The 20,657-nt window shown below is 48.1% G+C and carries 22 protein-coding genes; 11 read left to right on the forward strand and 11 right to left on the reverse strand.

All coding sequences use genetic code 11. The features are described 5' to 3' along the window. Positions 1-367: 367 nt before the first annotated feature. The gene (locus tag Psfp_RS06645; protein WP_134217769.1) at positions 368-1,669 is read left to right on the forward strand and encodes a S8 family peptidase; all 1,302 of its coding nucleotides are present in this window, start codon (positions 368-370) and stop codon (positions 1,667-1,669) included. A gap of 140 nt (positions 1,670-1,809) precedes the next feature. Here the strand turns inward: Psfp_RS06645 and Psfp_RS22455 are convergent, their stop codons facing one another. Continuing rightward, positions 1,810-1,944 (reverse strand): hypothetical protein, encoded by a 135-nt coding sequence (locus Psfp_RS22455; protein WP_282434326.1) that lies wholly within the window; start codon positions 1,942-1,944, stop codon positions 1,810-1,812. 56 nt (positions 1,945-2,000) lie between these two features. On the opposite strand from Psfp_RS22455, the gene abc-f reads away from it, so the two are divergent. The 3 genes from abc-f (at position 2,001) to rnk (ending at position 5,940) form a co-directional block, all read left to right on the forward strand. Beyond that, entirely contained in the window at positions 2,001-3,641 is a 1,641-nt protein-coding gene (abc-f, locus tag Psfp_RS06650; protein WP_192895295.1) for a ribosomal protection-like ABC-F family protein, read from the forward strand. A gap of 270 nt (positions 3,642-3,911) precedes the next feature. Continuing rightward, a complete protein-coding gene (locus Psfp_RS06655) occupies positions 3,912-5,279 on the forward strand; it encodes a hypothetical protein (protein WP_134217771.1) in 1,368 nt (455 codons plus the stop codon). A gap of 247 nt (positions 5,280-5,526) precedes the next feature. Next, complete coding sequence (gene rnk, locus Psfp_RS06660) at positions 5,527-5,940, forward strand: nucleoside diphosphate kinase regulator (RefSeq protein WP_134217772.1); 414 nt, start codon at positions 5,527-5,529, stop codon at positions 5,938-5,940. Between the two features lie 32 nt (positions 5,941-5,972). Here the strand turns inward: rnk and spoVT are convergent, their stop codons facing one another. The 6 genes from spoVT to Psfp_RS06690 form a co-directional block, all read right to left on the reverse strand. Beyond that, on the reverse strand, positions 5,973-6,509 hold the full coding sequence (gene spoVT / locus Psfp_RS06665) for a stage V sporulation protein T (RefSeq protein ID WP_134217773.1): 537 nt from the start codon (positions 6,507-6,509) through the stop codon (positions 5,973-5,975). 545 nt (positions 6,510-7,054) lie between these two features. Continuing rightward, the gene (locus Psfp_RS06670; protein WP_134217774.1) at positions 7,055-7,252 is read right to left on the reverse strand and encodes a cold-shock protein; all 198 of its coding nucleotides are present in this window, start codon (positions 7,250-7,252) and stop codon (positions 7,055-7,057) included. Positions 7,253-7,479: 227 nt separating this feature from the next. Further along, a complete protein-coding gene (locus tag Psfp_RS06675) occupies positions 7,480-8,079 on the reverse strand; it encodes a superoxide dismutase (protein ID WP_134217775.1) in 600 nt (199 codons plus the stop codon). A 492-nt stretch (positions 8,080-8,571) separates the two neighbouring features. Next, complete coding sequence (locus tag Psfp_RS06680; RefSeq protein ID WP_134217776.1) at positions 8,572-9,171, reverse strand: Fe-Mn family superoxide dismutase; 600 nt, start codon at positions 9,169-9,171, stop codon at positions 8,572-8,574. Between the two features lie 95 nt (positions 9,172-9,266). Then, the gene (locus Psfp_RS06685) at positions 9,267-9,956 is read right to left on the reverse strand and encodes a response regulator transcription factor (RefSeq protein ID WP_134217777.1); all 690 of its coding nucleotides are present in this window, start codon (positions 9,954-9,956) and stop codon (positions 9,267-9,269) included. Positions 9,957-9,959: 3 nt separating this feature from the next. Further along, complete coding sequence (locus Psfp_RS06690) at positions 9,960-11,561, reverse strand: MASE3 domain-containing protein (RefSeq protein WP_134217778.1); 1,602 nt, start codon at positions 11,559-11,561, stop codon at positions 9,960-9,962. A 405-nt stretch (positions 11,562-11,966) separates the two neighbouring features. Here Psfp_RS06690 and Psfp_RS06695 point away from each other — a divergent pair, with 405 nt between their 5' ends. Further along, the gene (locus Psfp_RS06695) at positions 11,967-12,296 is read left to right on the forward strand and encodes a DUF5658 family protein (RefSeq protein ID WP_134217779.1); all 330 of its coding nucleotides are present in this window, start codon (positions 11,967-11,969) and stop codon (positions 12,294-12,296) included. Between the two features lie 8 nt (positions 12,297-12,304). Here Psfp_RS06695 and Psfp_RS06700 read toward each other — a convergent pair whose 3' ends face one another. The 3 genes from Psfp_RS06700 to Psfp_RS06710 all read right to left on the reverse strand — a co-directional run bounded on the left by Psfp_RS06700 (position 12,305) and on the right by Psfp_RS06710 (position 13,933). Then, a complete protein-coding gene (locus tag Psfp_RS06700) occupies positions 12,305-13,036 on the reverse strand; it encodes a SprT family zinc-dependent metalloprotease (RefSeq protein WP_243120510.1) in 732 nt (243 codons plus the stop codon). Between the two features lie 63 nt (positions 13,037-13,099). Then, positions 13,100-13,339: a zinc ribbon domain-containing protein gene (locus Psfp_RS06705; RefSeq protein WP_134217780.1), complete on the reverse strand. Its 240-nt coding sequence runs from the start codon at positions 13,337-13,339 to the stop codon at positions 13,100-13,102. Between the two features lie 318 nt (positions 13,340-13,657). Then, positions 13,658-13,933, reverse strand: coding sequence for a TIGR04076 family protein (locus tag Psfp_RS06710; RefSeq protein ID WP_134217781.1), 276 nt, complete (start codon positions 13,931-13,933; stop codon positions 13,658-13,660). A gap of 138 nt (positions 13,934-14,071) precedes the next feature. Between Psfp_RS06710 and Psfp_RS21285 the strand changes: the two genes are divergently transcribed. Beyond that, positions 14,072-14,269, forward strand: coding sequence for a hypothetical protein (locus Psfp_RS21285; protein ID WP_153189506.1), 198 nt, complete (start codon positions 14,072-14,074; stop codon positions 14,267-14,269). Between the two features lie 212 nt (positions 14,270-14,481). On the opposite strand, the gene Psfp_RS06715 is transcribed toward Psfp_RS21285, so the two are convergent. Further along, positions 14,482-15,606 (reverse strand): MFS transporter, encoded by a 1,125-nt coding sequence (locus Psfp_RS06715; protein WP_243120511.1) that lies wholly within the window; start codon positions 15,604-15,606, stop codon positions 14,482-14,484. Between the two features lie 196 nt (positions 15,607-15,802). Here Psfp_RS06715 and Psfp_RS06720 point away from each other — a divergent pair, with 196 nt between their 5' ends. The 5 genes from Psfp_RS06720 (at position 15,803) to Psfp_RS06740 (ending at position 20,571) form a co-directional block, all read left to right on the forward strand. Further along, complete coding sequence (locus Psfp_RS06720) at positions 15,803-16,216, forward strand: Rrf2 family transcriptional regulator (protein ID WP_134217782.1); 414 nt, start codon at positions 15,803-15,805, stop codon at positions 16,214-16,216. A 117-nt stretch (positions 16,217-16,333) separates the two neighbouring features. Continuing rightward, entirely contained in the window at positions 16,334-18,193 is a 1,860-nt protein-coding gene (gene cooS, locus Psfp_RS06725) for an anaerobic carbon-monoxide dehydrogenase catalytic subunit (RefSeq protein WP_134217848.1), read from the forward strand. 13 nt (positions 18,194-18,206) lie between these two features. Continuing rightward, positions 18,207-18,695, forward strand: a complete 489-nt coding sequence (locus Psfp_RS06730; RefSeq protein ID WP_134217783.1) for a 4Fe-4S dicluster domain-containing protein — start codon at positions 18,207-18,209, stop codon at positions 18,693-18,695. A 3-nt stretch (positions 18,696-18,698) separates the two neighbouring features. Then, the gene (locus Psfp_RS06735) at positions 18,699-19,949 is read left to right on the forward strand and encodes an FAD-dependent oxidoreductase (protein WP_134217784.1); all 1,251 of its coding nucleotides are present in this window, start codon (positions 18,699-18,701) and stop codon (positions 19,947-19,949) included. Between the two features lie 76 nt (positions 19,950-20,025). Continuing rightward, positions 20,026-20,571 (forward strand): NADH peroxidase, encoded by a 546-nt coding sequence (locus Psfp_RS06740; protein WP_134217785.1) that lies wholly within the window; start codon positions 20,026-20,028, stop codon positions 20,569-20,571. Positions 20,572-20,657 lie beyond the last annotated feature (86 nt).

Here is a 20,657-nt window from a genome sequence, read left to right on the forward strand (position 1 = left end):
TTTCACGATCTGCTTCATTTGCATGCATTTTTCAGCTTCCCTAAGAGAAAAGAGCATCCTGATAAGCTCTTCTGCCCTCATGATGCTCTTTTGCCTTGCCGACTCTTTGCTTATCTTAATGACATTGGGCTTTAGCCCGGAGTTTTTATGATTAGGATTCCCGCAAAAAACACCGGCCTGTTTTCCTCTTTGGCTTTGTTAAACGCCTCTTCCCCCCAAGGATACCAGTCCACCTGTATCCAACCTAATAAATCTCCATAAAAAAATTAGCCGATTAGTTAAACAGTGTCAACTTTTTGGATTACAAACTATATCATGGTATATCAAACCCTTCTGCAGATATTGCCATACACTGGAGGGAACTTTAGTGATCTTCCATGAAGTTAATTGGCTTCGCGCAGGCGCCGGCAAGCTTTGCCCGCAAGTGAAAAAGGCTGCTTTGGAGTGGTATCGCCCGCTTAAAAGGGTACCCTGCTTTTTGCAAAAACCATTCAAATACCTAAAACAGCTTTGGCGTAAAATACCGGTTATTGTTCAGGTAGCGGAAAGCAGATCGGAGTCGTGCTCTTTTACGGATCTGGCAAATTCCGCGAACTGCACTGTTCAACGGACCCTATCGCTAATAAATGCATTTTCCACCAGAGTAAGCTCAGGGCAACTGGAATTACTGGCGCAAAACAAACTTGTTAAGAAAATTTGGTATGACCGTGAGGTTAGGACTGTGCTTGACGTGGCTTCTCCAGCGGTCCAGTCCGCGCCATTGTGGGAACACGATATTACAGGCAAGGGAATTGTAGTAGCGGTGTTGGACACGGGAATTTATGAGCATCCCGATTTATCCGGGCGAATTGTGGGGTTTAAAGATTTTATTAAACAAAAAAAGAAACCTTACGATGACAACGGGCATGGCACTCATGTCGCCGGAGATATAGGCTCCAACGGGAGTCAATCCTCTTTTCTATACCGGGGGCCTGCTTCCGAAGCCAGCCTGGTAGGGATAAAGGTCCTGGATAAGATGGGTTCGGGTCTACTATCCACCGTTATTGAAGGTATCCAGTGGTGTATCGACAACAAAGAAACCTTGGGCATCAGGATACTCAACATATCACTGGGAAGCACGGCTACAGAGTCTTATACCGACGACCCGGTCTGCCAGGCTGTAGACAAGGCTTGGTCAAACGGGATCGTGGTTTGTGTTGCGGCGGGAAACGAAGGGCCACAGTCAACAACCATCAGTTCACCCGGCATTTCTCCCCATGTGATTACTGTTGGCGCAGTGGATGACAAAAATACAGTAGCTCTGAATGATGACCAGGTGGCTGAGTTTTCCAGCAGGGGACCTACCATTGACGGACTGATAAAACCTGATTTGTTAGCTCCCGGGGTTAATATTATTTCCTTACGTTCACCCTGCTCAAAAATTGATAAACAGAGTAAAGAATCCAGGATTGCCACCTGGTATTTAGCGCTTTCCGGAACATCAATGGCAACACCGGTATGCTCCGGGGTGGTTGCCCAAATGCTGCAGTCTGACGGCTCACTAACCCCGGACCAGGTTAAAAAACGACTTATAGAAACTTCAAAAACACTTGCCGGTCTTGATCCTAATATTCAGGGGGCGGGGGTAATAGACGCCATAAGGGCAACCTGTATAATGGCTGAAGTTTGATGAGTAAAAAATATCCAGTTGGCCGATACCAAAGATGTAGGTGCGACTTCATTTTTCGTTTTATTGGAGCCGGGAAACTACAGGGCTGTTGACTTTTCCCGATGAGACGGGTAGAATTTTTTTGAGGACAAAATTTCATTTTACAAAGGAGAACTTTGATGCGCTTCTAATCCTGCTGTTACTTTAAAACAATAACATTCATTTGTGAATGCTTCTCCAGCAGGATTGGTATGCCCTTCAGGCGAATATATGTTTATTTTTTTTGCTTTTAGCAAAGCATATTATTCATTATGCACAGACCATCCTCTCTGGAGAAAAGGGAGGTTTTTTTATGCTTATATTAGAGGCGAACAATATCAAAAAACAATATGGAGACCGTCTGGTTTTCAGTATCGATAGTTTAAAAATTTACCAAAACGACCGGATTGGTATTGTCGGCATCAATGGCTGCGGGAAAACGACGCTCTTAAATGTTTTAACCGGTAATGAGTCTCCCGGTGCGGGGACAGTATGGCGTTACGGCGGACACGCCTATATCACTCAATTGGATGATCCCCCTGACCGTGCTTTGGACCGGATGATGGGTAAAAAGTTTCGCGTTCCTGATAGCGAATGGGAAACTATGAGCGGTGGAGAAAAGACCCGTTTAAAAATTGCCCGGGGATTCAGTGCCCCCTGTTCAATCCTGTTTGCAGACGAACCCACCTGCAACCTTGACCTGGACGGGATCCGGCTGCTGGAAGAACAGCTAAAAAAGTTCGAGGGAGCACTGGTGATAGTTTCCCACGACCGGTCCCTGATGGATGCGCTGTGCGCCAAAATACTGGAAATCGAAAATGGAAAAGTGACCGAATACGCCGGCAACTACAGTGCTTACAAGCGGCAGAAGGAGGCTGAAATCGAGAGGCGCCGGTTTGATTACGAACAGTATGTCAGGGAGAAGCACCGGCTGACCGAAGCCATCATAGAAATTAAGCAAAAATCTGTGGCGATGAAAAAAACACCATCCCGCATGGGCAACTCGGAAGCCCGGCTCCACAGGCGCAAGACAGGCGAAAAAATGGCCAAGGTGGATAGAGCGGCAGCGGCCATAGAAAAGAGAATCGGGCAGTTGGAGAAAAAAGAAAAACCGGCGAAACCTGTTGAGGTTAATATGTACTTGCAGGAACAACGCCGGCTGTACTGCCGCTCAGTCATCACTGGGCAGGAAGTCAGCAAATCTTTTGGTAATAAGCTGCTGTTTGATAAAATCTGTTTTGAGGTGCCTGCCGGAAGAAAAGTCGCTCTGGTCGGGGACAACGGCAGCGGGAAAACTACCCTGCTCAAAATGATTGCGGCGGGAGAAAAAGGGATCACCTTAGCGCAAAATGCGCGTATAGGCTATTTCCGCCAGGATCTTGGCATTCTGGATGAAGAGAAAACGATTCTTGAGAATGTAATCAAAGATAGTGTTTTCACTCAGCGCGATGTTCGGTTGATGCTGGCGCAATTACTGTTTAAGGATGAATATGTCCATAAAAAGGTCAAAGTGTTGAGCGGGGGGGAAAGAGTAAAGGCAGCGCTGGCCAAAATCTTTGTCAGCGGGTATAACATTATTGTGCTGGATGAGCCAACCAATTACCTGGACATCTATTCTCTGGAAGCATTGGAAAAGGTAATGAAAGAATACAGGGGCGCCATCTTGTTCGTATCTCATGACCGGAAGTTTATCGACGAAATTGCCGACCAGGTCATCGTCCTGCAAAAGGGAAAGGCCCTCCAGTATGCGGGGAATTACAGCGATTACCTGCAGTATATGGAGTCAAAAAACCAGCAAAAACCTGAACAAGAACGGATCATGCAACTGGAAAACCGTCTAAATGAGGTGGTCGGGCGTTTGTGCGTCTCAAAACAGGAAGATGTCGAAATTCTGAACACCGAGTATGAAATAATACTTAAAGAGTTAAAACGATTGAGAAAAAGTGGGTTATAGAAGCTTATCGACCTACTTGAAATTCCCCAAAAAAGATAACGGTAACGGATCAAAAAATACTGTCTGGTATCATAAATCAAGTACTAAGACGGCGGTTATTAATTAATATAATCGCCGTATGTTTTTGCTATCACATGGGTCAAACAATTAATAAGTCAATATTTATATTAATAAGTCAATTTTTATATTAATTTGTCTTATAAAATATTACATTAATGAGAGGAACTGCAAATTTTTCGCCGAAATTAACCATAAAAAGGAGGTATGGGTATGTTAAGAAAAACTGTCATGAGCATGGTACTTGTTTTCATCCTGACTCTAGCCCTTGGCCTGGTTACAGCGCAGGCTAAAACAACGGACAGCAAAACACCTGCAGTCGATGTCATGACCCAGGCAATCGGCTCGGCTGCGAAGGAAGCAGACAACAGTAGCAGCCTGGCTACCGTCACCAGGAAACAGATCAACGACAATATCTACGAGTACACTATGGTTATTAAAGTTGGGAAAGGTCAATATGATAAGATCGGCATTCACAGGATCGTAAAGGAAGAATCCCCTTGGGTTCCCATTGCGGCGGAAAAAGCAGTCATGATGATACATGGTGATTCCTGTAATTTTAACACTGCCTTCGGAACAATACCGGGTCAGCCGGCTTCGGACTCCCTGAGCGCCTTTTTAGCGCAAAAGGGCGTTGACGTCTGGGGAATAGACCTGCGATGGACATTTGTACCCGATACTGCAACTGACTTCACTTTTATGAAAAAATGGGACACCAAACTGCACGTTAAGGACATCAAGCTAGCCGTGAAGTTTGCCAGAGCTGTCAGAGCACTGACCGGAAGCGGTCATGGGAAAATTTTCATGCTCGGCCACAGCCGGGGCGCCCAGTTCCTATATGCCTATGCCAATAATGAATCACAACTACCGGAACCTGCCCGTGACCTCAGAGGGATTATCCCCATGGACATGGTCTATAAGTTTTCTCCGGCAGACAGTCTACTGGCCCAGGCAGCCCTGGAACGTTACCAGGCCTATAAATCCCTGTACGACTCCGGAACCTACGTGAACAATGACGGGCAGAATCTCAAGGGCCTGGCCTGGTTGACTGCTTCCGATCCCGATGGAATATCCCCAATAATTCCGGGGTTTACCAACAAACAGGCTGCCCTGTCTGTATTAACTGCAACCTATGCCACCTACCAGCCCCTTCAGCCTATCACGCCTTTCTACCACTACCTTGCTGGTACATTTGACGAGAACGGCTTGCCGGATGGACTCCAGTATGTAGAGCAAATGGACAAGATTTTAGAAATCGCCCTTGCCAGTCCCAGTTTCCAAAGTATGGGAGAGATTATCGACGGAGAGGCCATCATTAGTGGCGCTGTTGAAGTGCCCTATGACGATCACCTGGCCGACATCAAGCTTCCTGTGCTTTACGTGGGTGCGGCTGGAGGTATGGGAGAATACGGAGTCTATACCACCACCCTGCTGGGAAGCAGTGATGTAACAGTACAAGTAGTCACCTTGCTGCCGGCAGAGGCCAAAGCGCTGGACTACGGGCACGCCGACTTAATTTGGGCGGATAACGCTGAAGAGCTGGTTTGGGAGCCGATCTACGACTGGCTTGAGCTCAGATAAACACGTGAGGGAAGCTGCACAACAATATCTATCAGCGCCATATCGGCGCTGATTTTCATTATCGCGTTTGTAGAAGCTTATAGCTTTACTTAAATTTAAATAATATATATAATACTGGTAATAGGTTAAGAGCTTTGGTCTGGCATCACAAAATTCAATATTATGACGGCGGTTATTAAATAACGTAATCGCCGTATGTTTTTGCTGTTTTTTTATCAGAAGAAGTTCATTGAAAGGTGGTTTTGCAATGCCCAGGCAAATATTTATAACAGCAATAGATCAAGAAAGATTACAGAAACTCATAAATGAAGCAAAAGAGTTTAATGCAGGCAGCAAAGAATACCTCAAAAACCTTGAGCGGGAACTAAAACGGGCACATGTTGTAGCTTCCGAAAAAATTCCTCATAATGTGATTACCATGAATTCAAAGGTATCGTTGAAAGACTTAGACTCCGCTGAAAAAATGATTTATACGCTGGTTTACCCCTCTGACGCCAACCTGCTGGAAAACAAGATTTCTATACTGGCGCCTGTAGGGACGGCAATTCTCGGCTTCCGTGAGGGAGATGTCATTGAATGGGAAGTTCCTGATGGCCGGGTTAGGCTGGAAGTAGAAAAGATCATTTACCAGCCGGAGGCAGCCGGTGATTTTGATTTATAGAAAAAGCCCCTTTTGCGGGGCTTTTCCTTTTCTTATGATTCCATTTGCTTGGCCAGAAACCCGGCTGCCGTTTCAGCCAGCTTGGTTTCCAGGTTCCCCAGCGCTACCCCTGGTTCTTTGGCAGCGATAATTACCGCGCCCACTGGATCACCTTCGGTAATAATCGGCGCTACCACAGCGGAACTGTAACTAATGTCCTCATCAGCAGTTAGAAAACAAGGTTCATTAAATACTACCATCTTTCTTTCATTCATTACTTTTTCGACATCCGGGCTAACCTGTTTATTCATCAACTGCTTTTTAGGCGCCCCTGCGACAGCTATGATGGTATCCTTATCAGCAATACATGATATCTGGCCTAGTGATTCATTTAGTGAATCGGCATATTCTGTGGCAAATTCACCCAATTCACCTATCGGCGAGTACTTCTTTAAGATAACCTCCCCTTCTCTATCGGTAAATATTTCGAGGGGATCTCCTTCCCTGATCCTCATTGTCCGCCTGATTTCCTTAGGTATCACTACCCGGCCTAAATCGTCAATACGGCGAACGATTCCTGTTGCCTTCATCTTCTCTGTCACCCCCTTTCACTGTATTATACGCAGACATACCTTAAATTAATCAGGATAGGAAAACAATCTTATTTAGGGTATTTGCCAACAAATCTCCCATTCTCTGCAGTAAAGCTTATGAACTCCATTAATTACGTCCACATCTGCATAAAATGCCTGGCTGCAAAATGCTACCGCCTGCAAGAAGCAACTTGTTCATACCTTCATTTGCCATTATGCACGGTCACAGACTGTGCAATTTGGCGCGGAATGGAAGGTTTTATCGAAGTCAAGGGACTGAAGTTGATTAAAACCCCCTATGCTTTTCTTGGCAATTACCCCGGTTTTCGTTATTAGTTTTCGCGAAAATGGAATTTATATTAATAAAAGATTTTCCAATTTGTGGGATAGCTGTAAAACAACTTCCCCTTGCCTTTGGTTAACGTAGGCGCTCGCCAGCCCGTTCGGGACTTTCACCGCCGGTCGTATACAAGCAAAAGCAGCCGTTTGAAAAACGGCTGCTTTTGCTGTGTTTCAATTATATATAAAAGAAACCTTTTATACTATAATTTAACAACATTTGAGGCCTGAGGGCCACGGTTGCCTTGGACAATGTCGAACTCCACGCTTTGACCTTCGTCAAGGGTTTTGAAACCTTCAGTTTGAATGGAGGAGAAATGTACAAATACATCCCTGCCCTCTTCAGTTTCAATAAACCCAAAGCCCTTGTCCGGATTAAACCATTTAACCTTACCAATCATGCTTTTACCTTACCTCCTAAATTTACCTCTTTTGAGGCCAACAACCCAAGTATACACCATGGCCATCAAAATGCAAAGATAAAATTTTACATTTATCTTGTTAAATCTTTACCATTATAACCCGAAATCTCCTTTATTATTCAGCCGGCTCAAAATTTTTACAACAAAAATTAATGGGATAGAAGTCACTAAGCGCTATAAGACCTCTATCCCCTATATTTAACAATTCAAGCAAGCATTGCCTCAATTCTTCTGTTTACATCGTCCCAGTTACTCAAATTCCACCAGGCCTCAACCCAGGCGGCCCTTTTGTTCTGATATTTCAGGTAGTAAGCATGTTCCCAAACGTCTATTGTCAGCAAAGGCTTCACGCCCCACTGGGTCAGGTTCTGATGCTTTTCTGCTGTTAGGATGCTCAGTTCCTTAAAAGCCGGATTATAGCACAATACCACCCAGCCTGAACCCTCAACAGCAACGGCCGCTGCCGAAAACTGCTTTTTGAACGTTTCAAAGCTCCCAAAATGCTGCTCAATCAACTCAGCCGCTTTTCCGGTCGCCGGACCACCCCCGTTTGGCTTCATGTTATTCCAAAAGAGCGTGTGCAGGAGGTGGCCCGATCCATGGAAAGCCAGTTCCCTTTCCCAGTGCTTGATGAGGGAAAAATCACTCTTATCCCTGGCTTCCGCCAGTTTGGCTTCAGCATTGTTGAGGCCGTCTACATAGGCCTTGTGGTGAGCGTCATGGTGCAGACGCACAGTCTGTTCATCGTAGTAAGGCTCAAGAGCGTTGTAGTCATAAGGGAGCGCCGGTAGTTCATGCTTTGCCATTCATATCACCTGGTTTCTGAAAGCTAAACAAATNTGATTTATACAGGATAATCCAGATTTATTAACTTTCTCTCCCGCCGACTAACGGGAGGCAGTGTCACAGGATTCAACTGCTGAGCTATGGACTCTCGCCCATATTCCGGGTGGTTCACCGCCTGGCCATTAGAAAGACCAGTCCTGCCCGGAAGGGGGTATTACCCACCGCCTAGTTGTTCTAACCTCTGCGCCCGACTTTCACAGCGTGTCTTTGCGACGCATCATCGGAAGTGACTGCTAAGAAACCTTTTCCCTTTCACTTATATTGACTCAGTATTCATACACCGTTACCACCTCCTGTTACTATACTACCACAGAACAGGTGTTCGTATCAACGGTTTTTGTTATTCTTATCTCAATTTATTCAGGTATTCTGTAGCTGCTTCAACCCTCCATAACCAACTTATGCTTAACCACATACATTACAAACCCATTTGTCCATTATAAGCCTCCTTGTTATAATATCGCGGCAATGCTTTGATAGAATTCCTTCACCGCTTTGAGCCTGCGGTTAACAGCCTCCCACCGGACCAATTTCAAAAAGCTTTCAACATAGTCATCTCGTGTCGAAAAAACTTTGCAGTAGGCGTGCTCATAGACGTCCAGGACCAGCAGGGGCAAAACGGACCATACACCTTCGGAATGGTCATCTGCAAAAAAATTCCTCAGGACACCGTCTTTCAGATCAAAACCAAGGACCACCCAACCCCTTGAACACCTGGCCAGCCCGGCAAATTGTTTTTCCCATTCCTGCTTTGAACCAAAATCCCGTTCAAGCAATGTCATTACCTCTGCCGACGGTTGGGAACCCTCATTACCAATATTGCCGAAATACAAATCGTGCAGCCTGACTGAATTCAACGCATAAGCTTGTTCCTTTTTCAAAGAACGAAGCGGGCAGTAGGTGGGATCCACGCAGGTAGTATCGGCCCTGATTAGCCGGGCCTCAATTTCCTTGAGTTTGGTCGCGTGCGCCTCAGGATAAAGCCTGTTATGTTCTTCCAGTTGCTCTTTTGAAAATTTAGGAGGGTCATTTGTATTGCCGCCAAACCTCATAAGCCACCCCCCTTTTTATACTTCCATAATATTTTAAGCAGCTTACAACTCAATTACAAAAATATTAATAATTTATTAATATTAGGTCTTCTACGTCACTCTTCACTCTCAAATTTGTACCCAATGCCCCAGACAGTTTTGATATAGCAGGGGTTTGACGGATCTTTCTCCAGCTTTTCCCTCAACCTCCTGATATGGACGGTTACAGTATTATCATCCCCATAAAAAGCGCTGTCCCAAACCTGATCCAGGAGATTAGCCTTGGTGAATACCTTGTTGGGGTTGGAAGCCATTAACCACAAGACTTCGAACTCCTTGGGGGTCAATTCAATCTTAAGGTTGTTTTGCGTTACTATGCGCTTGCTGTAATCCAGGATAAGGCCATCATATTTCAGGACCTGTCTTTGCTGTTTAGCCGGTTCACCAAGCCTTCGCAAAACAGCTTTAATGCGCAGGGCCAGTTCGGTCGGGCTGAACGGCTTGGTCTGGTAGTCATCGACGCCCATCCGGAACCCGACTACCTTATCGACCTCATCGCTCCGGGCCGACAATATAATCACCGGCATATCATGATACTGCGCCTTTAGGTTCTGGAAGGTTTCGAAACCATCCATGCCCGGCATCATGATGTCCAGCACCACCAGTTCGGGTGGTTGGCGCCGCGCTTTTTGCAGCGCCTCTTCACCGCTAGCGGCCAAAATCACTTCAAACCCTTCCTTGCTAAGTGTATGCTGCAAGATCTTCAGTATTTTGGGGTCATCGTCAACCGCCAGTATACGTGGCATTGCTCAAAACACCTCCCCCAGGATATCCCGTCCAGCCACAGGCAGTGTAAAGGTGAAAACGCTACCCTGCGACCGCCTGCTGGATACTGTTATATTCCCTCCGTTTAACTCAACAAGCTTCTTGGCCAGAGTCAGGCCGATACCGGTTCCGCCGAAGTTCCTTGAGGCGGCGCCGTCAACCTGATAGAAAGGGTTGAATATTTTTTCCAGATCCCGCTCGTCTATGCCGATGCCGGAATCTTTGACCGATATGTTGACGGAGTCAGCCGCTTCTTCCAGACCTGCCTCAACAATAACGATCCCGTTCGGCGACGTAAATTTGAGGGCATTGGACATAAGGTTGGTTAAGACCTGTCCGGCCTTGTCTTTGTCCGCCAAGACCTTAATACCCCCGGGGCACGGGATTGTCTCGAGGACTACGCCTTTATTTTGAAACAGCGGAGCCATACGGCGCACAATGTCCTCGATGAACTCAGCTACTAAAAACTCTTCTTTATATACCACGGTCTTACCGGCCGCGATTTTGGAAAGGTCCAGAAAACCGTTAATCCTGACCAGCAGTTCCTTGCCGCTGTCGTTGATTTCATTCAGGTAATCCTTCTGTAAATCGTTCAACTCGCCGGCAGCCGGGTCCATCAGTAGTTCTGTAAAGGCAATAATGGCAGACAGGGGCGTACGCAACTCATGGTTGGTATTGGCGAGAAATTCATCTTTGAGACGGTCCTGTTCCTGCAGCTGCCGGTTGGCGTGCGCCAGCAGTTCCCTTTGTTCAGTCAGCTTGCTGTTGGTCTCATAAAGCATGCCCACGGCTTCATCCGAAAGAGCCTTGAAAATAAAAGCATAGGAAAACACTTTAAATACATGTCCCAGGAGGTTATATACGTCATAGGCGTTGCTGTAAAAGGTAAAGGCCACCTCACTAAGTGCCCCGAGGACGAGGGCGAGACACAGGTAGTACTCCTGTTTGGCTACTTGCTTCTTTTGAAGCAGCTTTGCCGCGGCCAGCAGCAGTAAAAAAATCACAACATATTCTAAGATCACCTTGATCTGGGTCTGGCTGCCGGCAACTGGATTATACATGGGGGGGAGAACCGGCAGGAACAAGGCTACCGCCACAATCAGTACCAAAGTAGCCAGACTGAAAGAGGTCAACAGTAAAGTAACCTGTCCCACCTTCTTTACCTTGCTGCCGCAAAAAACTGCCGCAACCAATCCAGAGCTGAGTAACAGGTTAAATATTATCCAGTAGGTAGATGCCTTGTTAACTGAGTTTGGCGTAATAAAATCGGGCATACCCAGGTAAGATACAGCGTGGGCAAATTCAATAAGAGCTACCCCGCCAAAGGTGAGGCACAATATCAGCACTCTTAATTCATGCTTGTACTTATAATCGTACCAGCTCATGAGGGAAGAACAGACGGCCACGATGATACCCACAAACTCCATCACCATATGGACACCGGGGTAAACATCTTTATTAACAACCACATAAAACCTTCCCGCTAAAAAAGTAAGGAAAAGGAAGAACAAGACCGACAAGGCCAGCTTGGGCAGAAAGCTTTTGTCTGTTAGAACACGTTCCTTTACTAAACCGGCAGTAAACAATTGGAGTAGTCCTCTCTTTTTGGATAATCTCTTGCCAGGTACCGTCCATGATCTTTCAATCACGGACTTATCAATGAAATTCGCTCAAAATGACAAGATACCTTTAAAAAACTGAAACCTCTGGTGTGACAATAAGAAAAGCGCCGTTAACTCGTCTGAGGCACAGGCGCTCCAGTTTTTTTCAAGATAGTTACACACGTCGCTATCGCGGCGCCGTGTATTATGAAAACACCAGCGATGTAGGCGCGATTTCGATCCCACACGGCGAGCGGCGCCGGACTTGGGATCTAATGTAGTTAATCAGCGGCCAGAGTAAATCGGCCACACATTTCGCCTGCTCTTGGTGTAAGTTTTTTACATATCTTCCATTAACCAGTGGTACAATTTACCCTGAAGGTGATATACATGCTTTCTTATCTGCTGGTACTGCTGTTTTGCACCATGGATCATTTATTTACCAGCTGGGAGCTCGGTACAGGATTGGCTCATGAATTAAACCCCTTACTGATAGGCCTGATGAGCCTGCCCGTGAGTACATCGCTGCCGTTAAGGCTGCTCTGGATCCTTGCAGCGCTCCTGGCATTGCGCTTCTTATCCAGATTTGAACCGGCCTTCATCGAAAAGTGCCTGGGTGTCCTGGTTGTGGTATACGGCCTGGTTATAGCATACCACGGCACGGTTATTTACAGAATTGTACATACCGTCTGGTACGTTAACCTTTCAGGCTGTGGCTAAACTAATTTTTACAGCGTCAGCAGTCTGCCGTTTTTTTTCAGCCAGGCCCGGTGTACTCTGTAGCCGGGGTAGATTTGTTCAACCAACGCCCAAAACTTTTTGGAATGGTTCATCTCCACCAGGTGGGCCAGTTCATGTGCGACAATATAATCCAGAACCGGCAGGGGGGCCATCACCAACCGCCAGTTAAAATTCAGGTTTTTTTTCTGTGAACAGCTGCCCCAGCGGGTTTTTTGTCCCTTGATAAACACCCGGTTAAAGGACAGTTTGAACTTTTCATTCATTACCCGTATTCTCTGGTTAATCAAAAGCCGGGCCATTTGGCGCAGCCACCGCTCCAGTACTGCGGAGGCGTTCCCCTCCAATCCAGGCGGGACCACCACTACCAGCCTGGCCTCCTCCACTTCTACCGCGCCGGTAGAGCCGGTCTCTACACGGGTCTCAACCAGGTACTGCCTGCCCCGGTAAAAAACAAAGCGGCCTTGAGACTGGTTGGCCTGCCTCGCGGCAGCCAGACGAGCCGCAGCCTCCAGCTTTTGAAGGATCCAGGACTTCTTTCCCGTTAGAATATCTTTTAATTCAGCCAGGTTAAAAGCTTCGGGAGCCACTACCTCAAGAGCGCAGGAATCCAGGCGCACCTGAAGGAGCAGGCGCCTGGCCCGGCTGCTTATCCTTACAGTATAAGGAACTATACAGCCGTCAAGAATAATTGAATCCCTCATTTCCCGAGATGAAGACATAACAACTCCCTGACTCTGGCGGCGCGCTGGCTATACAGGACGGGACGCTAATTTCCGGGCTTCTTACTGGCTGCAGCAGGAACCAGGACCCGGGCACTCTTGAGGATTGGCAGCGCCGCAGCAGGACTTAAGTTCATCATTGGCCGGCTTACCCACCGCACTGGGTAAAAAAGGAGCCGAGATCAGCTTTTTCAAATTGGTACTGCCACAGGCCGCGCATTTCAACTCACTGTCCTTGCCCGGCAGGTGGACAATTTCAAATATTTTTTTACAGTCGCTGCATTTGTACTCAAAGATAGGCATACTTTACCTCCGTAATAGATTTAAAAACCTAACATATTTTCTGCGTTTTTTGTTTGAATCCTTCACGCTAAAAAAAAATACCTATTGCGAGTTTCACCACATGCGGTCCCACGCCAGACTGTTGGGAACCACCCTGAAAATGCAGGTGCGAATTCATTCGCTCATGACCCCATAAAAATGCAGAAAAGTCCCTGTAGAAGTCCCTTAAACTGCTCCGCAGTGCAAGTGCGATTGAAACCGCACCACATAAAGACTGGACAACTTATGAATAAACATGGTATTCATTTTTCTGATGGTACCGTACCATTCGTATGGAAGTTATTCTGCAAGAGGGACCCTGCGCAGTTCAAAAATTACCGGCCGGTCAGGATCGGGGCAGGCCCAGGTGGTACATTCACTATCCTCGCTCCACGGGAAATTGCCTCCGTACAGGAGCGCAGCCACGGCTGAGCGAAGTGAATCATAAGCAAACTGGCACAGTCCTCCGGGTGTGAACTGGGTAAATTCAAAACTCTCCCCCACCTTATGACCGTAAGAACAGCTTCCCTCTCCACGAATTTCCACAATTGTGGCGATAACCTTGAACTTATACATTTTGAGCCCTCCCGCCAGGTTAAAGTATTATTTTACGTCCATTAAATTCTATTGCCGGTAGACTCATTCCTGCCGGAAACAAGGAAATTGCTTGTAGAAATGATGCATTAACTGAACTGGCCTGAACATAATATTTATATGAGCAAACACAGATGTCACGTTGACCGGAAAAGGAATGAATACGGTAACGCTCTGTCCAAGGCGCGCCTTGAGCGGATGGAGCGTCTTAACAAAAACGCTCCCCTGGTTGAATACAATCTCCAAACCTTTTCGGGGAAATTTGAAATTTACGACCCCAATAAAAACAAGGGGAGAAAAAGTAATATCTTACTATAACATCATAACCACCGCCGGTTACAGACAACCGTCCGTTCGCTGCGCTATTCAGGCTTTTATGTATGTCTGCGCGCTATGGACCGTACGCAAGCGCTCCGTAGCGCGGGTCTGATATTTTTTTTCAAGGGATGTATAAATCAAACCGAAACAGTTCATACTATAGCCAAAGGTCTCTAAAGGCGCCTGACGCCGGGGGACCTTATATTTTTGTTTTAACTTTTTATATCCAGGCCGGGCTCCTTGGATTTCGCCGGAATGGCTATAAACATTCCCGCCACGCTTAGAGCGGCAGCAAAAAACAGTACGCTCCGGTAACCGAACCCCTCGGCAATCAGGCCGCCCAGCAAGGGGCCTAAGGCATTACACAGGTTGAGGGTGGATTGGAAGATACCGCTTGATGTGCCTCTCTCTTCACCGCTTCGCAACACAATCAGCAACGCTCCGACATACAGGCAAGACCAGGCCACCCCGAGCAGCGCCATAACAAGTACCAGGGGAAGTTTTCCGGTCACATAGGCAAAAACCACAAAGACAAAAAATGAAAGCGCCTGACCAAAGGCAAAGACCTTATACTCTGAATAATGTTCCAGGTAACGCATAACGACAAACTGGACAGCAAAATTAACGCCCCACAACAGGCCAATCCAAAACTTGCTGACACCCAGGCTGGAAAGATAGAGCGGCAGAATGACCCAAACGGCAGTGGCGCCCAGGTGTCGCAGAAAAACGGCAAAGTAAATACGATAATTACGCCGCAGGACCTGGAACAATTTTGGAGACAAAGAACGGCGCAGGGCTGTCGTTTCTTGAAAAAAAAGTGAGGCAATAAACGCAGCCAGACAGACCACAAAACTAATCCAGAAAAGCAGGTAGATATCCTCCACCAAAGCGGCCGCCATAGCGCCAAAAATCCAACCCAGGGAGCCGTATGAGCTAAATTTGCCCATATCAATCCCGCATTCAAAAGCATAGGCAATGGCCGCTGCCGTGGCGATACCCAAAGCGAACCCCACCATACCGCGCATCAACATTAGAAGCGCGACATTGCCGGCCAGGAGTTGTGCGGCAAAAGCCGCGCTGCTGGCCAAAAGACCCCGGCGTACAAAGAGGAGCCTGCCGGTTTGATCGGATTTCCAACCGGAAACAAGGGATGACAATAAAAAAGCGGCTCCGTAAACCGCTCCCACCAGCCCTACCTGAGAATCAGAAGCCCCCAACTGGGCTCCCAGCAGGGGGACAAAGAGGTTGGAACCCTGGGTGGCAAATCCCAGGAGAAAGTTAACCAGCACAACTAACCATACCCGCCGGTTAATATTATCGCCAGTATGACTTTCCAAGATAAAGACCTCTCCTTCAAAACTGTACAGCAATTATCTTATCACAAATTAACCTTTTTTTTCACCTGGATTAATTATTATAAAGCCCGCAGAAAAAAATATAAAAAATTCCTTGACATCTCCAGGTGATTTGGTGTAAATTGTAACCATAAACTATACCAATTAAGTCCACAATAACTTTCAGACAAGGTAGAGTATGAGACTAAATCAGGCGACAGACTATGCTATGCGGGCAGTCCTGTACCTTTCGGGGTTGCCTTACGGGCAGGTGGTAGAAGCAAAGCTAATAGCCGAAGAAGAAAATATACCCATACGCTTTTTGTTAAAAATCCTGCGTCTTCTGGCTAAAGACGGGATCGTCGACTCCCACCGGGGTGTCAACGGAGGCTATGCCCTGGCCAGGCATCCATCAAAAATAACCTTGCTGGACGTAGTTGAAGCCATTGAAGGTCCCATAGCTATCAACCGTTGTCTCTACGCCCCGGAAGAATGCAGCAAGCTTTTCAGCGAGCACTGTCCGGTGCACGAGGCTCTTTTTGAGCTCCAAAAGTCCATAACGGAGCACCTTAGCCGCTACAATTTCCAAATGCTCCGGGAGCGGGTGAAATGATTCACCCTTTTATGAAAAGCAATAGTGTACCATTTTGGTATACAATTATTTTTACCCAAATGTATACCAAATGAGTTCACTTTACTAAAAGGAGGGAAATTAAAATTGTCCATCTGTATGTCCGCCGACAAAATCCTTTACGACTTCCTGACATCAAAAAGTGACTTGGAAACATCCTTTAACCGTGTGCCCGACCAGGCCGTTAAATGCGGCTTCGGCATGCAGGGGGTGTGCTGCAGGCTTTGCGCCAACGGCCCCTGCCGGATTACTCCCACTTCGCCCCGGGGCGTCTGCGGCGCTTCACCGGACACCATGGTGGCCAGGAACTTTCTGCGGGCTGTGGCGGCAGGAGCTGCCTGCTACTTGCACATCGTTGAAAACGCGGCCGTAAATTTGCGGGAGATTGGCCGGGGCAACACCGACCTGCCTCTGAAAGGAGCCGCCCTTCTGCGCGAAATGGCTGAACGCCTTGGAGTTGCCGGTACTGATGAAAAACAAAAGGCAGCAAATCTGGCTGACCTGGTGCTGGCAGATTTATACCGCCCTCGCAGTGAAAAAATGCAATTGGTAAAGAAATTAGCCTACGGTCCGCGCTACGATAAGTGGCAGGAGCTGGGCATCCTGCCAGGCGGCGCCAAGTCTGAAGTATTTGACGCTATAGTCAAGAGCAGCACCAATTTATCCAGTGATCCTCTCGACATGCTGCTGCACGCCCTGCGCCTTGGCATTGCCACCGGCTTGTACGGACTGGCTATGACCAACCGGATTAACGACATGATCTGGGGAGAACCGGAAATCAGGACGGCCAGGGCAGGCTTCGGAGTGGTAGACCCGGATTATATCAACATTATGGTTACCGGACACCAGCAGTCCCTGGTGGGCATACTGCAGGATGCCTTACTGTCTCCCGAAGCCGACACAAAAGCCAAAGCCTGTGGGGCAAAAGGCTACAAGATCGTCGGATCTACGTGCGTCGGGCAGGATATGCAACTCCGGGGAGCGCACTGTGCAGATGTATTTGCGGGCCATACCGGCAACAACTTTACCAGCGAGGCGCTGGTAGCCACCGGCGCCATCGATCTGTTGGTATCTGAATTCAACTGCACCCTGCCGGGGATTGAAACAATTTGCGAGCAAATGCAGGTACCGCAGTTTTGCCTGGACGATGTGGCCAAGAAGAAAAATGCTGAATACCTGACCTTTGATATAAAGGATCGCCACAGCATCGCCGGGACCATTATACAGGCGGGCGCTGAGAGTTTTACGGCCAGGCGTAAACATGTAACCATCACTGTACCCGCCCACGGTTACGGGGATGTGCTTACCGGTTTTAGTGAAAAAACCCTGAAGAGCTTCCTGGGCGGCAGTTACAAACCCCTTATAGAACTGATTGCCGCAGGCAAAATTAAGGGCATTGCTGCTGTAGTGGGCTGTTCCAACCTGACCGCCGGCGGGCACGATGTTTTCACCGTGGGAATGACCAGAGAATTAATCAAACGCGACATTATCGTGCTCTCGGCCGGCTGCACCAGCGGAGCCCTGGAGAATGTAGGTTTAATGTCCCCATCAGCAGCGGAACAAGCCGGGGTAAACTTAAAAGAAGTCTGCCTGCAATTGGGAATACCCCCCGTGCTCAATTTTGGCCCCTGCCTGGCCATCGGCCGCCTGGAGGAAACAGCGGCAGACATCGCGGCCGAACTGGGTGTGGACCTGCCGCAGTTGCCGCTGGTTCTCTCGGCGCCTCAGTGGCTGGAAGAACAAGCCCTGGCAGACGGCGCCTTCGGCCTGGCCCTGGGACTTACCCTGCATCTGGCCATCCCTCCCTTTATTACCGGCAGTGAAATGGTCACCAAGGTGCTGACCGGCGACCTTGAACAATTAACCGGCGGCCGCGTAATCGTCGACGGAGATATTATTTCAACAGTCAACCAGTTGGAAGCGGTGATAAATGCCAAAAGATCGGGCTTGGGCCTGTAAGAGGTGAGAAAAAATGCTGAGGATATTCATTAAGCCGGAGCTGTGCGCCGGATGCAAGAATTGTCAGGTGACCTGCCTGGCCGAACACAGCCCGTCCCGTTCGGTCTGGCTGGTTAACCTTTCCGATCAGGGCAGCCGGCCGCGCAATTTTGTTGAACTGAATAACGAAGGGCAGCCCGTGCCTCTGTCTTGCCGGCACTGCGATGAACCAGAGTGTGTCAACTCCTGTATGTCGGGGGCGCTTTACAAAGACCCCGCAACCGGTATAGTCGCCCATAATCCGGAACAATGCGCCGGCTGCTGGATGTGCGTAATGTCCTGCCCCTTTGGCATGATCTTACCGGATGCTAGAGAAAACAAGGTTTCCGTCAAATGCGACTTTTGCGCCGGCCGTGATAAACCACGCTGCGTTGAAGCCTGTCCCACGGGAGCGATTACATTAATTGAGGTACCTGCGTCGAACATAGATGGAAAGTATCCCAACCTGGCAAGGGGTGAGTAAAAAGTGAGATATTTGATTTTGGGCGCCAGCGCAGCCGGGCTTAGCGCTGCCGGCGCCATCCGCCAAAACGATCCCTGGGGCGACATAACGGTACTGTCCGGTGACAGACATATTTACTCCAGATGCCTGTTGCCGGATGTACTGGCCGGCCGGAGGGACGCCGCAGCAGCTCGCTTTGTACCTGAGGACTTTATGAGGAGAAATGGCGTCCGTTGGGCTGGCGGGGTTAAAGCTGTAAAACTTTTACCGGAGGAGAAAGGTGTAGCTGCAGACAACGGTGACAAGTTTTTTTACGACAAACTCCTGATTGCCACCGGATCGTCCTCTTATCTACCTCCGGTGGAGAATATCAACCGGGGGCGGCAGGTTTACGGCCTGCGCAACCTTGAGGACGTATGGGATATTACCAGGGCTGCCGGAAGCTGCCGTCAGGCTGTCATTATGGGTGGCGGTCTGGTTGGTGTGGACGCAGCCGTGTCCTTAAATGAGAAAGGTTTGGCGGTAGTTATAGTGGAGATAGCCGGCCATATTTTGCCTCTGCAGTTGGACCAAAGGGCGGCAGCCAGCTATGAAGCATTATTCCGTAACCGGGGTATTGAAATCATTACCGGGGAAATAATGAGCCGGATAATATTGGATGATCGGCAAAATGTTACCGGAGTACAGCTAAAAAGCGGCCGGGTGATACCCTGCGGCCTGCTAGTAGCCGCCACCGGCGTCAGGCCCAACGTTGACTTTTTGGAGGGCACACCTGTTGAGGTGGGCAGGGGAATCAAAGTAAACGAATACGAGGAGACATCATACCCGGACATTTATGCCGCCGGTGATGTCTGCGAGTCTTTGGAAGTCTTCACCGGCAAAGTTGCGCCCACTCCCATCTGGCCTCTGGCGGTGCTGCAGGGGCAGGTTGCGGGAACAAACATGGCCGGAGGGCGCCGGAAAATGGTAAATAATTTCGCCTTTAAAAACTCAATGGAATTTTATGGACTAAACACCGTTTCCTTTGGCTTTCCCGAGGCGCCCGATACCAGCTATACGACCTATATCATGGAGAGTCCCGGCAGCTATAAAAAGTATATATTCAAGGACGGCTGCCTGCGGGGAGCCATCCTGCAGGGCGATATAGCAAGGGCAGGGGTGACCGGGGCTCTAATACGTAAAAACACACCCGTGGGAGTAGCTCCCGGGAAATTATTTGATTTAAATTACGCATACTTTTTCAACCAGCGGGAAAACGGTGAGTTTGTTTTATAAAAGAGCCGAAATTTATAATATATAAATTTCAGCCAAGTAATGTCAAGAAGTATTTAAAAAAAGGAGGTCTAACAATATGAAAAAATGGCGTTGCACTGTTTGCGGTTATGTTTACGAAGGAGAAGCGTCCCCTGAAAAATGTCCAAATTGCGGAGCTCCGAAGGAAAAATTCGAGCAACTGACCACCTCCGGCCCGGACCTGGTGGACTGGAATAAGATCGGTGCGGCCAAAGGCTCCGGTTTTGAAAGCGATTTGGATATGCAGTTCAAAGGGGAGTGCATGGAGGTAGGCATGTATATCGCCATGGCCCGCCAGGCCGAACGGGAAGGCTATACGGAGATAGCTGAAACCATGAAGCGTATTGCCTGGGAAGAAGCTCACCACGCGGCACGCTTTGCTGAACTACTGGGTGAAGTTTTAAGTGAAAAAACGGAGGAAAACTTAAAAAGGCTGGTGGACGGCGAAGCCGGCGCCAACAGGGGGAAAAAGGAAATTGCCGTCCGTTCCAAAAAGGAAGGACAGGACGCTGTTCACGATGCCATTCATGAAGCTTGCAAAGATGAAGCGAGACATTGCATGGCTTTCCACGGGCTTTTGAAAAGATATTTCCCACAAGCGTAAAACCCGGTTTAGGGGCGACAAAGGTCGCCCCTTTTTATATTCTTAAAATAATTAACTGTGTAAATATTTTCAGTCACAGTCTCCGA

Source organism: Pelotomaculum sp. FP, assembly GCF_004369245.1.
Taxonomy (GTDB): domain Bacteria; phylum Bacillota; class Desulfotomaculia; order Desulfotomaculales; family Pelotomaculaceae; genus Pelotomaculum_C; species Pelotomaculum_C schinkii.

Bases quoted from the DNA above. Each gene is read 5' to 3' on its own strand.
- Psfp_RS06720 (WP_134217782.1), top strand. From the start codon at position 15,803: ATGAGACTAAATCAGGCGACAGACTATGCTATGCGGGCAGTCCTGTAC.
- Psfp_RS21285 (WP_153189506.1), top strand. From the start codon at position 14,072: ATGAGCAAACACAGATGTCACGTTGACCGGAAAAGGAATGAATACGGT.
- Psfp_RS06655 (WP_134217771.1), top strand. From the start codon at position 3,912: ATGTTAAGAAAAACTGTCATGAGCATGGTACTTGTTTTCATCCTGACT.
- Psfp_RS06700 (WP_243120510.1), bottom strand. From the start codon at position 13,036: ATGTCTTCATCTCGGGAAATGAGGGATTCAATTATTCTTGACGGCTGT.
- Psfp_RS06695 (WP_134217779.1), top strand. From the start codon at position 11,967: ATGCTTTCTTATCTGCTGGTACTGCTGTTTTGCACCATGGATCATTTA.
- Psfp_RS06730 (WP_134217783.1), top strand. From the start codon at position 18,207: ATGCTGAGGATATTCATTAAGCCGGAGCTGTGCGCCGGATGCAAGAAT.
- Psfp_RS06670 (WP_134217774.1), bottom strand. From the start codon at position 7,252: ATGATTGGTAAGGTTAAATGGTTTAATCCGGACAAGGGCTTTGGGTTT.
- spoVT (WP_134217773.1), bottom strand. From the start codon at position 6,509: ATGAAGGCAACAGGAATCGTTCGCCGTATTGACGATTTAGGCCGGGTA.
- Psfp_RS06710 (WP_134217781.1), bottom strand. From the start codon at position 13,933: ATGTATAAGTTCAAGGTTATCGCCACAATTGTGGAAATTCGTGGAGAG.
- Psfp_RS06680 (WP_134217776.1), bottom strand. From the start codon at position 9,171: ATGAGGTTTGGCGGCAATACAAATGACCCTCCTAAATTTTCAAAAGAG.
- Psfp_RS06675 (WP_134217775.1), bottom strand. From the start codon at position 8,079: ATGGCAAAGCATGAACTACCGGCGCTCCCTTATGACTACAACGCTCTT.
- Psfp_RS06705 (WP_134217780.1), bottom strand. From the start codon at position 13,339: ATGCCTATCTTTGAGTACAAATGCAGCGACTGTAAAAAAATATTTGAA.
- Psfp_RS06740 (WP_134217785.1), top strand. From the start codon at position 20,026: ATGAAAAAATGGCGTTGCACTGTTTGCGGTTATGTTTACGAAGGAGAA.
- rnk (WP_134217772.1), top strand. From the start codon at position 5,527: ATGCCCAGGCAAATATTTATAACAGCAATAGATCAAGAAAGATTACAG.
- Psfp_RS06685 (WP_134217777.1), bottom strand. From the start codon at position 9,956: ATGCCACGTATACTGGCGGTTGACGATGACCCCAAAATACTGAAGATC.
- cooS (WP_134217848.1), top strand. From the start codon at position 16,334: ATGTCCGCCGACAAAATCCTTTACGACTTCCTGACATCAAAAAGTGAC.
- abc-f (WP_192895295.1), top strand. From the start codon at position 2,001: ATGCTTATATTAGAGGCGAACAATATCAAAAAACAATATGGAGACCGT.